Annotated in this window: 10 protein-coding genes; 1 reads left to right on the top strand and 9 read right to left on the bottom strand. The window is 73.8% G+C overall.

Annotated features, from left to right (window positions below):
* Positions 1–50: 50 nt before the first annotated feature.
* Positions 51–1,607: an alpha/beta hydrolase gene (locus AC1Z4A_RS21305; RefSeq protein ID WP_483681137.1), complete on the top strand. Its 1,557-nt coding sequence runs from the start codon at positions 51–53 to the stop codon at positions 1,605–1,607.
* Between the two features lie 61 nt (positions 1,608–1,668).
* Here the strand turns inward: AC1Z4A_RS21305 and moeZ are convergent, their stop codons facing one another.
* The 9 genes from moeZ to AC1Z4A_RS21260 form a co-directional block, all read right to left on the bottom strand.
* Entirely contained in the window at positions 1,669–2,847 is a 1,179-nt protein-coding gene (gene moeZ / locus AC1Z4A_RS21300; protein WP_483681134.1) for an adenylyltransferase/sulfurtransferase MoeZ, read from the bottom strand.
* Positions 2,848–2,911: 64 nt separating this feature from the next.
* The gene (locus AC1Z4A_RS21295) at positions 2,912–3,718 is read right to left on the bottom strand and encodes a spherulation-specific family 4 protein (protein ID WP_483681132.1); all 807 of its coding nucleotides are present in this window, start codon (positions 3,716–3,718) and stop codon (positions 2,912–2,914) included.
* A complete protein-coding gene (locus AC1Z4A_RS21290; protein WP_483681130.1) occupies positions 3,706–4,620 on the bottom strand; it encodes an NAD-dependent epimerase/dehydratase family protein in 915 nt (304 codons plus the stop codon). The genes AC1Z4A_RS21295 and AC1Z4A_RS21290 overlap by 13 nt, the downstream gene beginning before the upstream one ends.
* Before the next feature lie 114 nt (positions 4,621–4,734).
* On the bottom strand, positions 4,735–5,919 hold the full coding sequence (locus AC1Z4A_RS21285) for a hypothetical protein (RefSeq protein WP_483681128.1): 1,185 nt from the start codon (positions 5,917–5,919) through the stop codon (positions 4,735–4,737).
* Positions 5,916–7,487 carry a DUF3492 domain-containing protein gene (locus AC1Z4A_RS21280; RefSeq protein ID WP_483681127.1) on the bottom strand — a complete coding sequence of 524 codons (1,572 nt, stop codon included), beginning with the start codon at positions 7,485–7,487 and terminating at the stop codon, positions 5,916–5,918. The genes AC1Z4A_RS21285 and AC1Z4A_RS21280 overlap by 4 nt, the downstream gene beginning before the upstream one ends.
* A gap of 161 nt (positions 7,488–7,648) precedes the next feature.
* Positions 7,649–9,319 carry an ABC transporter ATP-binding protein gene (locus tag AC1Z4A_RS21275; RefSeq protein WP_483681126.1) on the bottom strand — a complete coding sequence of 557 codons (1,671 nt, stop codon included), beginning with the start codon at positions 9,317–9,319 and terminating at the stop codon, positions 7,649–7,651.
* Entirely contained in the window at positions 9,316–10,305 is a 990-nt protein-coding gene (locus AC1Z4A_RS21270; protein WP_483681125.1) for an ABC transporter permease, read from the bottom strand. The genes AC1Z4A_RS21275 and AC1Z4A_RS21270 overlap by 4 nt, the downstream gene beginning before the upstream one ends.
* Positions 10,302–11,330 carry an ABC transporter permease gene (locus tag AC1Z4A_RS21265; RefSeq protein ID WP_483681121.1) on the bottom strand — a complete coding sequence of 343 codons (1,029 nt, stop codon included), beginning with the start codon at positions 11,328–11,330 and terminating at the stop codon, positions 10,302–10,304. Before AC1Z4A_RS21265 ends, AC1Z4A_RS21270 begins: the two co-directional genes overlap by 4 nt.
* Positions 11,327–13,045 (bottom strand): ABC transporter substrate-binding protein, encoded by a 1,719-nt coding sequence (locus AC1Z4A_RS21260; RefSeq protein WP_483681120.1) that lies wholly within the window; start codon positions 13,043–13,045, stop codon positions 11,327–11,329. Before AC1Z4A_RS21260 ends, AC1Z4A_RS21265 begins: the two co-directional genes overlap by 4 nt.
* Between the last annotated feature and the right edge of the window lie 59 nt (positions 13,046–13,104).

The raw sequence follows: 13,104 nt of genomic DNA, 5'->3' as shown, positions 1-13,104 counted from the left end.
CGGGCGCGGGGGGTGATTCGAAGAGGTGAAGTGTCCGTAAAGTCGGTGGAATGAGTCCCACACGGCCCAAGGCCACGGCACTGGCCGCCACCGCCCTCGCGATCGCCCTCGCCGCCACCGCGTGCAGCAGCGGAAGCGGAAGCGGCGACGACAGCGCGAAGGACGCCTCCGGCGGCACGGCCCGGCCCCCGGTCGCCGCCCTCGACTGGAAGGCGTGCTCCGCCCCCACCGCCGCCCAGGGCGGCGGCAAGGCGCCCGGCAAGGGGTGGGAGTGCGCAAAGCTGCCCGTGCCGCTCGACTACGCCAAGCCGGACGGCGAGCGGATCGAGCTGGCGCTGATCCGCGCCCGGGCCACCGACCGGGCCCACCGCATCGGCTCGCTCGTGTTCAACTTCGGCGGCCCCGGCGGCTCCGGCGTGGCCACCCTGCCCGGCCTGGCCGACACCTACACCACGCTGCGGACCCGCTACGACCTCGTGAGCTTCGACCCGCGCGGGGTCGGCGAGAGCGCGGGCGTGAAGTGCCAGAGCGACAAGGAGCTGGACGCCGCCTTCCAGGTCGACGGCAGTCCCGACGACGACGCCGAGGTACGCGCCACGCTGACCGCCAACAAGGAGTACATCGACGCGTGCACCAAGAACTCGTCGAAGGTCCTCCCCTACGTGGACACGGCGAGCGCCGCCCGCGACATGGACCGCATCCGGGCCGCCGTCGGCGACGAGAAGCTGAACTACTTCGGCATCTCCTACGGCACCGAACTGGGCGGCGTCTACGCCCACTTGTTCCCCAAGAACGTCGGACGCGCCGTGCTGGACGCGGTCGTCGACCCGACCCAGGACCCGGTGGCCGGCAACCTCGGCCAGACCAAGGGCTTCCAACTGGCCCTGGACGACTACCTCAAGGACTGCCCGGCCCACGGCCGGGGCGGCACCACCGCGGCCTGCCCCACACAGGAGCAGATCACCGGGCTCCTCGCGAACCTGGACCGCAACCCGCTGCCCACCACCCAGCCCGGCCGCAAGCTCACCCAGGACGAGGCGGTCAACGGCATCGCCGCGGCCCTCTACTCCCAGGAGACCTGGAAGTACCTGACCGCCGGGCTCCAGGAGGCGACCCGCAAGGGCACCGGCAACACCCTGCTGCTGCTCTTCGACTCCCTGACCGGCCGCGCCCCGGACGGCCGCTACAGCAACCTCCAGGCGGCCAACCGGGCCATCTCCTGCGCCGACGCCGAGCAGCGCTACACCACGGACGACGTGAAGCGGCTCCTGCCGGAGTTCCGCGCGGCGTCAGGGGTCTTCGGCGAGTCCGCCGCGTGGTCGCTGCTGTCGTGCACGGGCTGGCCGGTGCCGGGCAAGTGGAAGACACCGCAGGTGAGCGCGCCGGGCGCGCCGCCCATCCTGGTGATCGGCAACACCGGCGACCCGGCGACCCCGCTGGCCGGCGCCCAGAAGATGGCCGAGCAGCTCGGCACGGGCGTCGGCGTGCGCCTCACCGTACGGGGCGAGGGCCACGGCACGTACGGCGTGAACGACTGCGCGACGAAGGCCGTGAACGGCGACCTGCTGGAGGGCAAAGTTCCGGCGGACGGCACGACCTGCTCGTGAGACGCGAGGGTCCGCCCACCGGACGCGGTGGGCGGACCCTGGGCCCGTGGAACGGAGTACGTCAGTAGACCGGCTTCTGCGGCTCGATCTGGTGGACCCACCCGATGACGCCGCCGCCCACGTGCACCGCGTCCGCGAAGCCCGCGGACTTGAGCACGGCGAGCACCTCCGCCGACCGGACACCGGTCTTGCAGTGCAGGACGATCTTCTTGTCCTGCGGCAGGTCCTGGAGCGCGCCGCCCATCAGGAACTCGTTCTTCGGGATCAGCCGGGCGCCGGGGATCGAGACGATCTCGTACTCGTTGGGCTCGCGGACGTCGATGATGTCGATGTTCTCGCCCGCGTCGATCCACTCCTTGAGCTGCCGGGGAGTGATCGTCGAACCGGCGGCCGCCTGCTGGGCCTCCTCCGACACGACGCCGCAGAAGGCCTCGTAGTCGATCAGCTCGGTGACGGTCGGGTTCTTGCCGCAGACCGCGCAGTCGGGGTCCTTGCGGACCTTGACCTGGCGGTAGGTCATCTCCAGGGCGTCGTAGATCATCAGTCGGCCTACCAGCGGCTCGCCGATGCCCGCCAGCAGCTTGATGGCCTCGTTGACCTGGATGGAGCCGATCGACGCGCACAGCACGCCCAGCACGCCTCCCTCCGCGCAGGAGGGGACCATGCCCGGCGGCGGGGGCTCGGGGTAGAGGCAGCGGTAGCAGGGGCCGTGCTCGCTCCAGAAGACGGAGGCCTGGCCGTCGAAGCGGTAGATGGAGCCCCAGACGTACGGCTTGTTCAGCAGCACGCAGGCGTCGTTGACCAGGTAGCGGGTGGCGAAGTTGTCCGTGCCGTCCACGATCAGGTCGTACTGGGAGAAGATCTCCATCACGTTGTCGGCCTCGAGGCGGCCTTCGTGGAGCACGACGTTCACATAGGGGTTGATGCCCAGCACGGTGTCGCGCGCGGACTCGGCCTTCGGGCGGCCGATGTCCGACTGGCTGTGGATGATCTGGCGCTGGAGGTTCGACTCGTCGACCTCGTCGAACTCCACGATGCCCAGCGTGCCCACACCGGCCGCGGCCAGGTACATCAGGGCGGGCGAACCGAGGCCGCCGGCGCCCACGCACAGCACCTTGGCGTTCTTGAGCCGCTTCTGCCCGTCCATCCCCACATCGGGGATGATCAGGTGGCGGGAGTACCTGCGAACCTCGTCGACGGTGAGCTCGGCGGCCGGCTCGACCAGGGGTGGCAGCGACACGGGGACTCCGTAGGTCGGTATGTCAGTACGGTCGTTCTCCCCGTCAACACTGCCACGCCCCGTCTCATTCCGAGACACCCGGTCCGATGCGCGAGACGATCTCGTCCCAGAAGCCGGGCACGGACTCCCAGGGGTCGACCCCGTCGTGGTCGGTGCGGTCCGTGAAGTAGACCGTGCCCGCGCCCTGCCAGCGCGCGATGCGCAGCGCCTCGTCCAGGTGGGAGCGCGGCACCCCGTGCACGAGGTGGCAGAAGCGCTCGGGCGGGTGGTCCGCGGTCCACTCCGCGGCCTGGGACCAGCGGTAGGCCGCCCAGGGGCCGGCGAAGGTCACCAACTGGTCGGCCAGCGCGGCGTATCCGGCGCAGGGGTGGGTGCCGTGCCCGAGCACCAGGTGGCAGCCGTCGAGGAGGGTGCGCAGCGCCCCGGTGACGCGGCGGGTCCCGGGCAGCCCGGGGGCGTCGGCCGGGCAGCGGCCCAGGGCGAAGCCGTCGACGCGGTACCAGTTGAGGTAGCGCTGGGCGTCCGAGAGGAGTTCGCCGAAGGGGCGCGCGCCGAAGCCCAGGTCGAGGTGGCCCAGCACCCGGACCCCCGACGTGCGGAGCGGGACGACGGCGGACAGCCAGTAGGGGTCCTGGCGGCAGCCCGGTCCGCCCGCCGACCGCACCGCGTGGGGGACGCGCCCCCGGCGCCCGGGCTCCCCAAGCCGGCTGCCGCCGATCACGACCCAGTCCAGCGGCAGCCCGGCACGCTGGAGCCCGCCCCATTCGACGGGGGCGAGCAGCGGGTGGGCGAACCCGGGGACGGCCATCCGGAGGGGCAGCTTCCGGGCGGCCAGGGCGCGGCGGTGCCCCGGGGAGATCAGATACGACACGCCGCCTCCATCCAGATGTCGGCCAGCGATTCCTCCAGGCCGATCCGGGGCCGCCAGCCGAGCCGGTCGCGGGCGGTGCGCACGTCGGCCTGCTGCCAGCTGCCGCAGCCGTCGGGGTAGGGGTAGGCGGGCGGGCTGCCCAGGTGGGGGTCGTCCAGCTCGTGGAGGGCGCCGCCGAAGCCGGCCACCCGGGCGAGCAGGGTGGCCGCGTCACGCAGCCGCACGGCGCGCCCGGTGCCGATGTTGACGGCGCCCTGTGCGGCGGAGAGGGAGGCCGCGTGCACGGCCCGGGCGATGTCGCGCACGTCCACGAAGTCGCGCTGCACCCCCAGGCCGGTGAGCTTCAGCTCGTTGTCGCCGCTCTGCATGGCCCGCCGCATGGCCTCGGCGAGCCGCCCCAGGGGCGACCCGGCGGGCGTGCCCGGCCCGACGGGCGAGAAGACCCGCAGCACGATCGCGTCCAGCCCGGAGCCCAGCACCAGCTCGGTGGCGGCGAGCTTGCTGACGCCGTACGGCCCGCCCGGCCGGGGCGCCGCGTCCTCGGCGGTGGAGGAGCCGGGCTGCGAGGGCCCGTACTCGGAGGAGCACCCCACCTGCACCAGGCGGGCCCCGCAGCCGCTGCGGCGCAGGGACTCGCAGACCGTGGCGACGGCGACCGTGTTGTGCCGGGTCAGGTCGCGGGCCCCGCCCCGGGTGGCGCCCGCGCAGTTGATGACGACGCCGGGGTGCACCGCGTTGAGGAACCGGGTGAGCGCGCCGGGGCTGCCGCTGGCCAGGTCGAAGCGGACGTCCGCGTCGTCGCCGCGGCCGAGGGCGGTCAGCTGGACGGCGGGGTCGGCGAGCAGCCGGTCGGCCACGAAGCGGCCGAGGTAACCGTTGGCGCCGAGCAGCAGGACTCTCATCGGTCGTGCCCTCGCTCTCGCCCGGTGGTGCCGATGGGGTGAACGCTCATCTCTTCCTTGCTCCTCTGGAACCGGCGGGACTGGCAGGACGGGTGGATCGGGCGGGACGGGTGATCAGGCGGGGCCCGTGGTCCGGGCGCCGTGGACCGATGCCTCGGACAGCGCGCGGAGTGCGTGGGCCAGCAGGGCGAGGGCGGGCAGGACGCAGGCCACGAGCGGTACGGCGGCGGGCCCGAGGGCGGCGGCGGTCCAGCCGACGGGCCAGCGCAGCGCCTCGCAGCCGGGCAGCCGCGCGGCGAGCAGCGAGACGAGCGGCACGGCCTCCGCCACGGCCGCGGCGAGGAGGGCCGGCACAGCCGCCCTCACCAGGCCGTGCGCGGCCAGCAACCGGGCGAGGAACAGCAGCAGGCCGAGGGCGGCCACGGCCGCGTAGGCGAGGACCGGCGGGGTGCCGAGCGGGGCGCCGGGCGGCAGGGCCGTCCGCGCGGTCCACAGGAACCCGAGCAGCGCGGCGAGGAACACCCCGGCCGCGACCGGCAGCCCGGGCCGCACCCGCCCGCCGAACTCGGCCAGTCCGCGGCTCGCCGCGAGCGCCCGCCGGGCCCGCGCCGTGAACCAGTGCGCGCACCAGGCCGCCGGGGCGAGCGCGCAGGCCAGGGCGAGCGCGGGGGGTGCGGCGACGGCCAGGAGGACGTGCAGGTCCGGGCCGTGGCGGCCGTGCAGCAGCAGGGCGAGCGCCCAGTCGCCGGCCAGGGCGTAGGCGAGGAGCCAGGCCCAGGCCAGCGCCCCGGCCGCGCCCCAGCCGGGGTGCAGCGCCGCGCAGCCGGCGGGAGGGCCGGGCGGCTCCGGCCCGGGACCGGCGGTCCCGTCGCCCGGCTCCGGGTCCGGTTCCCGCCGGACGCGCGCGTACAGCTCCTCGGCCAGGGTGAAGACGTCGCGGTGCCGGTACTCGGCGGCCACCCGGTCGCCGATGCCGCATGCCTCCAGGCCCGCGGCGATCTCCAGCGGGTCGACGGCCCGGGCGCACAGCGCGTGGTGGCGGCCGATCAGCGCCTTCACGGGGTCGGCCGGGACCCGGTCCGCGGTCGGCGTGCGGACCGGGGTGCCGTCCGTGAAATCCCCATCCGTGCAGGACTCGTCCGCGAAGGACTCGTCCGCGAAGGACTCGTCCGCGAAGGACTCGTCCGCGAAGCCGTCGGGGCCGGCTGCGGGATCGTCCGCCGGGGCCTGCCCGGCGGGGGCCTCGGCTATGCCCGCCGGGGCGGTGCGGTCGCTGTCGGGCCGCAGCGATGTGGTCATGGGCGCCCTGCCCAGGTCGGGGAGGCGGCGCGCGGGGAGACGGTGAGGGGCGGCTGGGAGCCGGCGGCGTGGGAGAAGGGGACGGACGGGTCGGCGGCTGGCTGCTGGACGGGGGTGCGGGAGAGGACTTCGAGGTAGACCGCGCCGAAGGCGGCGACGTTGTGCTCGACGGTGAACAGCTCCAGGGCGCGGGCCCGGGCCGCGGCGCCCAGCCGGGCGCGGCGCTCGGGGTCGCGCAGCAGGGCGAGGCAGGCCTCGGCGAGGGCGGCCGGGTCGCGCGGAGGGACGACCAGGCCGGTGCCGCCGATGACTTCGCGCACGGCGCCCACGTCGGGCGAGACCGTGGCCCGGCCGCAGAACATGGCCTCGGCGAGGACGGCGGGGAAGCCGTCGGCGGCGCCGGAGAGGACGACCACGCTGCCGGACGCATAGTCCTCGGGGCCGGTCACGGGCCCGAAGGCCACGCCCTCCGGGGGCGGCTCGGGCGTCCCCCCGGGATCGGGCGGCACCCCGAGGACCCGCAGCCGGACGCCCGGCTCGGCCGCCCGGAGCGCGGCCAGCGCCTCCCAGAGGTGGGGCTCCGGCGGGCCGCCCGCCCACACCAGCGTCGCGCCGTCCGGGTCGGCGGGCGGCTCGGCGCCCGCGTCCCCCTCCCCCACCGCCTCGTAGAGGCTCGCGTCCATGCCCGGGGGGATGGTGCGCAGCCGGGCCCGGTCGGCGCCGCAGCGCTCCTGCCAGCGGCGGCCCTGCCCGTCGCCCGCGGTGATCAGGGCCGCCTCGTGGTAGATCCGGTCCGCCAGCAGCCGGTGGAAGGCGGAGAGCAGGGTCCGTACGGGCTGGGAGAGGCCGTCCGCACCGTCGCCCGCGGCACCCGCCTCCAGGTAGTGCTCGCGCAGCCGGATCCCGTACTCGGTGACGAGGAGGGGGGTACCGAAGAAGCGTTTGGCCAGCAGGCCCGGCAGGGCGGCGGGCCCGGCCGAGGTGGCGTGGCAGAGGTCTACGGCGGCCAGGCCCCGGTCGCCGTCGGCGGTGCCGTACCAGTCGAGGGAGAGCGGCCGCAGGGCCCGCTCCAGGAGGCCGGAGACGACGAGTAGGTCGGGGACGCGGGCGTGGCAGGCGGCGGGGAGCGCCCCCGGTGCCCGGCAGGCGGTCTCCAGGGCGCGCAGGGCCAGTTCGGAGCGGAGCGCCCCGGCCAGGCCGCCCTCGTCGCGGGCGAGGTCGGCGAGGCCGTTCAGGCCGTCGGCGAAACGGTACGCCTGCTCTCCCGGCAGGGTGACGGCCGCCGCCAGGTCCCCGAAGTGGGCGCTGAACCGGCGCCGCTGGTCGCGCCCGTACGCGCCGTACGCGCGCCCGCCGCCGCCCGGTGCGGGACCGCCCCACAGCGGGGCCGCTCTGACGCGCCGTACATTGCCCGGCAGCGCGTGCCAACCGCTGTCCTCCTGGCGGGCGCTGCGGCTCAGTGCGTACAGCTCGAAGTCGTGCTGCCCGAGTCCGCGCACCAGCCGGTCGCACCACTCGCCGCCCTCGCCGGCGGCATACGGGTACCCGCCCTCGGAAAGCAGTCCCACACGCACGAACGCACCCCCGTTCTCCCTTGTCGGCAACCGCCGTTACGGCAGCGGGGAGCACGCTATGCGCGCTTCCCGGTGGCGCGGCGGACGGTTGTCCGTCGCGCCACCGGAAGGGGTGAACAGAAGTGACTTTCCAACAGATGGGACGTTGTCTCGCGCTATGCGGCCGTATCGCCCCGCGCTGCGGCTTCCTCCGGGAATTCCGCGGTTTCGAGGCCACCCTCCAGGCCGGGCACGGCTGCCAGGAGCCCGCGGGTGTAAGGGTGCTCGGGACGCTCGTAGACCGCGTCGGCCGGGCCCTCCTCGACGATCCGGCCGCCGCGCATCACCACCAGCCGGTCGCTGACCTGCCGTACGACGGCCAGGTCGTGGGCAATGAAGACGAGCGCCAGCCCCAGGTCCCGCTGCAACTCGCCCAGCAGCCGCACGACCTGCGCCTGCGTGGTGACGTCGAGGGCCGAGACCGGCTCGTCGCAGACGATCAGCCTGGGCTCGGGGGCCAGGGCCCGGGCGATGCCCACGCGCTGCCGCTGGCCGCCGCTGAACTCGTGCGGGTAGCGGTGGTAGGCGCCGGGGTCGAGGCCGACGCGCTCGAGCAGTTCCCGTACCCGGGCCGTGATCTGAGCGTCCCCCAGCTTTCCGGCGGCCCGCAGCGGGTCGGCGATGGACTCGCCGATGCTGCGGCGCGGGTTGAGCGAGGAGACGGGGTCCTGGAAGACCATCTGCAGCTCACTGCGGAAGGCGCGCAGCTCACGCTCCTTCAGACCGCCGATGTCACGGCCGCGGTAGCGCAGCTCGCCCCCGGTGGGCTGCAGCAGCCGCACCAGCATCCGCCCGAGTGTGGTCTTGCCGCTGCCGGACTCGCCGACCAGGCCGACGGTCTCGCCGGCGCGCACGGTCAGCGAGACCTCGTCGACGGCGGCGACGGCCCGCTTGCCGCTGCCGAACTTCCGCTGGAGGCCGGTGGCTTCGAGCAGGACGGAGTCGTCGGTCCCGGGCTTCCGTGTCACCGAACGGCGGACGTTTATCCGCGGAACAGCCGCCAACAGCTCTCGGGTGTACGGCTCGCGCGGCCCGTCGAGCACGGTGCGCACGGGGCCGCGCTCGACCGCCCGCCCGTTCTTCATCACCAGCATCTCGTCGACGCTCTCGGCCGCCACGCCCAGGTCGTGGGTGACCAGGATCAGGCCCATGCCCGTCTCCGCGCGCAGCTCGCGCAGCAGGCCGAGGATCTGGGCCTGGACGGTGACGTCGAGGGCCGTGGTGGGCTCGTCGGCGACCAGCAGCCGGGGTTCACAGGCCAGCGCCATGGCGATGAGGGCGCGCTGACGCATGCCGCCGCTGAACTCGTGCGGGCGGGAGCGGGCGCGCCGGGCGGCGTCCGGGATGCCGACACGGTCGAGCACCTCCACCGCGCGGGCCCGGGCCGCGCGCCGGGAGGCGTCCGGCCGGTGCACCCGGTGGACCTCGGCGATCTGGTCGCCGACGGCCTGGTAGGGGTCGAGCGAGGAGAGCGGGTCCTGGAAGACCATGGCCGCCACCCCGCCGCGCAGGCGCCGCAGTGCGGCCTCGTCCGCGGCCTGCACGTCGTGGCCCGCGACGCGCACCGAGCCGGTGACGCGGGCGCCCGTGCCGCGGTGCAGCCCGAGGAGCGCGTACGCCGCGGTGGACTTGCCGGAGCCGGACTCGCCGACGATGCCGAGCGCCCGGCCGGGGGCCAGCTCGAAGGAGAGGCCCGACACGGCGCGTACGAGGCCGGATCCGGCGTCCGGGCCGGCGGGGAAGGCGACGGACAGGTCGTCCACCGCGACCAGGGGTTCGGTCGTCATCGCAGGGTCACCCTCCGGTCGGCGACGGCGTACAGCAGGTCGGCCACGATGTTGGCGAGCACGACGGCGGTGCCGGTGACCATCACCACGGCGACCACGACGGGCAGGTCGACGGTCCGGGTGGCGTTCACCAGCAGCTGTCCGATGCCGGGCAGGCCGAACATCATCTCGGTGAGGACGGCGTTGCCGAACATCGACCCGAAGTCGGCCGCTGTGAGCGCGACGACCGGCGCGACCGCACCGCGCAGCGCGTGGCGGGCGACGAGCGAGCGCTCGGCGACCCCGTAGGCGCGGAAGGTGCGGATGTGGTCCTCGGCCAGCGTCTCCAGCAGGGAACTGCGCGTCAGCCGGGCGTACTTGGCCGACTCGAGCAGGCCCAGGGCGAGCCACGGGAGCAGCATGTTCCAGGCCCACTGCTCGGGGTCGTCGGTCAGCGGGACGTAGGAGGGGAAGGGCAGCCACTGCAGGTAGGCGCAGAACAGCATCAGCAGGCCCAGGCCGCTGATGAACACCGGGGTGGCGGTGCCGACGAGCGTGAGCCAGGTCAGCACGCGCTCGGTGATGCCGCCGCGCCGCAGCGCGGAGAGCAGTCCGGTGCCGGTGCCCAGCAGCAGCCACACGGCCATGGCGCCGACCGCCAGCGAGGCGGTGGCGGGCAGCCGCTGCACGATCAGGTCGGTGACCTGCTGATCGTTCTGGTACGACAGGCCGAAGCAGGGCGCGTCGCAGTGCAGCACGCCGGTGCCGGTGGAGTAGTCGTGCCCGGCGAAGACGCCCTGGAGGAAGTGCCAGTACTGCACGTACACCGGGTCGCCGAGCGAGAGCTGCTCGCGGACCTGGCGGATCTGCTCGGGGTTGCAGCGGGGGCCGCAGGCCAGCCGGGCGGGGTCGCCGGGCGCGACGTAGAAGGTCGCGTAGACGACGACGGAGAGGACGAGGACGACGGCGACCGCACCGAGGGCGCGCCGCAGGAAGTATCCGGTCATGCCGCGCCCTCCGCGCCGCTCGTGCGCGGCGTGCGCCGGCTCCGGCCGACCCTGAGCCGCGAGGCCTCGCGCGGGTCGAGCGCGATGCGCACCCCGTCGCCGAGCACGGTGAAGGCGAGCGTGGTGACGAACAGCATGAGCGCCGGGAGCGCCACGTACAGGGGGTCCGCGCGGAACCACGTGGTGGCCGTCGAGAGCATCTGGCCCCAGGAGGGGGTGGGGGGCTTCACGCCGACTCCGAGGAAGGACATGCTCGCCTCGAGCACGATGTTGGCCGGGAGCAGCACGGCCGCGTAGGTGATCACGGGCGCGGCGAGCGAGGGCAGCAGCTCGCGCCGGGCGGTGCGCCAGGTGGAGCCGCCGGTCAGCCGGGCGGCCGAGACGAAGTCGAGCTTTTTCAGGCCGAGGGTCTGGGCGCGGACGAGCCGTGCCATGCCGCCCCACTGGAGCAGTCCGATGGCGATGACGAGCAGCACCGGGCGCGGGAAGTCCGCGGGGACGACGGCCATCAGGGCGATGGCCAGGACGAGGACGGGCATGGCGACCATGACGTCGGTGGCGTGGCCGAGCAGGCTCTCGACGAAGCGGTTGCCGAGCGCGCCCGCGAGACCCACGGCGACACCGATGAGGATCTGGACGAGGGTGGCGCCGACGGCCACGAACAGCGAGACGCGGGCGCCGTAGAGGATCCGGGTGAACAGGTCGCGCCCGGTGCCGGGTTCGACGCCGAGCCAGTGGTCGGCGCTGATGCCGCCGAAGGAGCCGAGCGGCACTCCGCCCCGCGCGGAGTCGACGAGCGTGTCGTGGTAGGCGTTGGGGTCCTGGCCCTCCAGCGCGGCCAGCAGGGGCGCGCCGAGGGCGAGGAGGACGAGCAGGCCCAGCACGGCGGCGGCCGCGAGCGCGGACTTGCGCGACCGCAGCCGCTGCCGGAACTGCCGGGCGCCGGCGGCGGAGTTCTGCCCCGCCGCCCCACGCGGCGGAGCCGCTGATCCAGCCGGTGCCTGGGTGGTGAGGAGGTCCGTCACTTGACCGCGACCTGCGAGACGTCGAGGACACCGGTCCAGTCGCTGATGACGACGTTCTTGACGTCCTTGCCGTAGAGGCGCTTGTAGACCGGGTGGAAGAGCGGCACGGTCAGGGCCTGCTCGCCGATGCGCCGGTCGAGGGCGCCCCAGCGCCCGGCGGCCGCGTCATGGTCAGTGATCTTGTTGATGGCGTCGATCTCGTCGTTGACGGCGGAGTCGTCGAGCCGGGAGGCGTTGAAGTTGGCGCCGTCCTTGACGATCTGCCGGCCGTCGAAGATCGGCGCGAGGAAGGGGCCGCCGGAGGGCCAGTCGGCGCCCCAGTGGGCGAGGAAGAGATCGGGCTGCTTGTCGACGCTGTGGGTCTTCTCGTCGTAGTCGTTGTCCTCCAGGCCCTGGAGCTTGACCTTGATCCCGGCCTCCTTGAGCGCGGCCTGCACAGCCGTGGCGATCTCGGGGCTGGTCTCGAAGTTCTGGGCGGTGGAATGGGTGAGCGTGATCTCCAGGCCGTCGCCGTAACCGGCCTCCTTCAGCAGCTCCCTGGCCTTGTCCGGGTTGCCGGTCGCGCCCGCCGGGAACGGGTCGTAGGGCGTGTAGCCGAAGGACTTCTGGTTGGGCAGGAAGGTGGTCGCGGGCTCGGCGAGCGAGGAGCCGCCCGCGGCGTTGACGACGCTGGTGCGGTTGACGGCGTAGGCGATCGCCTGGCGCACCCTGGGGTCGTCGAAGGGCTTGGCCTTGGGGTTGAAGGCCAGGTAATTGGTGTAGCCGAAGTGGCCGGTGCCGACGCGGTCGGCGAGCTTCTTGTCGGAGCCGATCTGGGCGAGTTCGGCGGGGCCGAGGTTGGTGTCGGTGGTCACGGCGGCCGCGTCGGCGCCCTGTCCGGCCGAAAGCCGCTGGTTGATGACGGCCGGGGAGAGGCCGGACTTCACCTCGATGCGGTCGGGGTAGGCGTGCCGCTCCTTGTCGGTCTCCTCCGACCAATGGGGGTTGCGCTCGAAGACCATCTGCTCGCCGTCGCCGGTGTTCTTCACCAGCTTGTACGGGCCCGAGGAGACCGGGTGCTCGGCGTACTTGACGCCGGTGTCCTTGTTCTTGGGCACGGGGGCGAACTGGGTCGAGGTGGCGAAGTAGGGGAAGTCGCCCTCGGACTTCTTCAGCTTGAAGACGATGGTCTTCTCGTCGGGCGTCTCGATGGAGTCGAGGCCCTTCTTCTCCTTGTACGGGCCCTGGTAGGTGTCGCCGCCGATCAGCCAGTCGCGCAAGTAGGGCGCACCGCCGGAGAGTTCGGGGGCGAAGGAGCGCTCGACGCCGTACTTGATGTCGGCGGCGGTGATGGGCGAGCCGTCCTCGTACGTGAGCCCGTCCTTGAGCTTGTACGTCCACGTCTTCGCGTCGTCGCTCGGCGTGCCGGTGTCGGTGGCGAGGTCGGGTACGACCTTGGTGCCCTCGGCGCCGTTCTCGCGGTGCCGGGTGGTGAGCGTGCGGTAGACGAGCGAGGGGAGGTTGCCGCCGCCGGAGGTGTAGAGGCGGGCGGGGTCGAACTGCTTCTGCGGCGCCCTGTTGAGGACGGTGAGCGTGCCGCCCTTCTTCGGGGCGGCGCCCGCGCCGCCACCGTTGCCGCCGCCCTCCTTCGGGCCGCAGGCGACCGCGCCGCCGATCAGGGCCGCACTGACGGCGGCCGCGGCCACGCTGCGGGATATGACGGACAGTTGACGCATGGCGGGTGATGCCTTTCGCGGGATGCGGGGAGGGGAGAGCAGCAGGCATCCACGGAAGG

The sequence above is a fragment of the Streptomyces sp. 17_S59 genome (assembly GCF_056930295.1).
This window is presented reverse-complemented; position numbering and strand designations above follow the sequence as displayed.

What these genes read in the sequence shown, in the direction of transcription:
- AC1Z4A_RS21285 (WP_483681128.1), bottom strand. Translation starts at nt 5,919, where the DNA reads ATGACCACATCGCTGCGGCCCGACAGCGACCGCACCGCCCCGGCGGGC.
- AC1Z4A_RS21260 (WP_483681120.1), bottom strand. Translation starts at nt 13,045, where the DNA reads ATGCGTCAACTGTCCGTCATATCCCGCAGCGTGGCCGCGGCCGCCGTC.
- AC1Z4A_RS21270 (WP_483681125.1), bottom strand. Translation starts at nt 10,305, where the DNA reads ATGACCGGATACTTCCTGCGGCGCGCCCTCGGTGCGGTCGCCGTCGTC.
- AC1Z4A_RS21290 (WP_483681130.1), bottom strand. Translation starts at nt 4,620, where the DNA reads ATGAGAGTCCTGCTGCTCGGCGCCAACGGTTACCTCGGCCGCTTCGTG.
- AC1Z4A_RS21305 (WP_483681137.1), top strand. Translation starts at nt 51, where the DNA reads ATGAGTCCCACACGGCCCAAGGCCACGGCACTGGCCGCCACCGCCCTC.
- AC1Z4A_RS21275 (WP_483681126.1), bottom strand. Translation starts at nt 9,319, where the DNA reads ATGACGACCGAACCCCTGGTCGCGGTGGACGACCTGTCCGTCGCCTTC.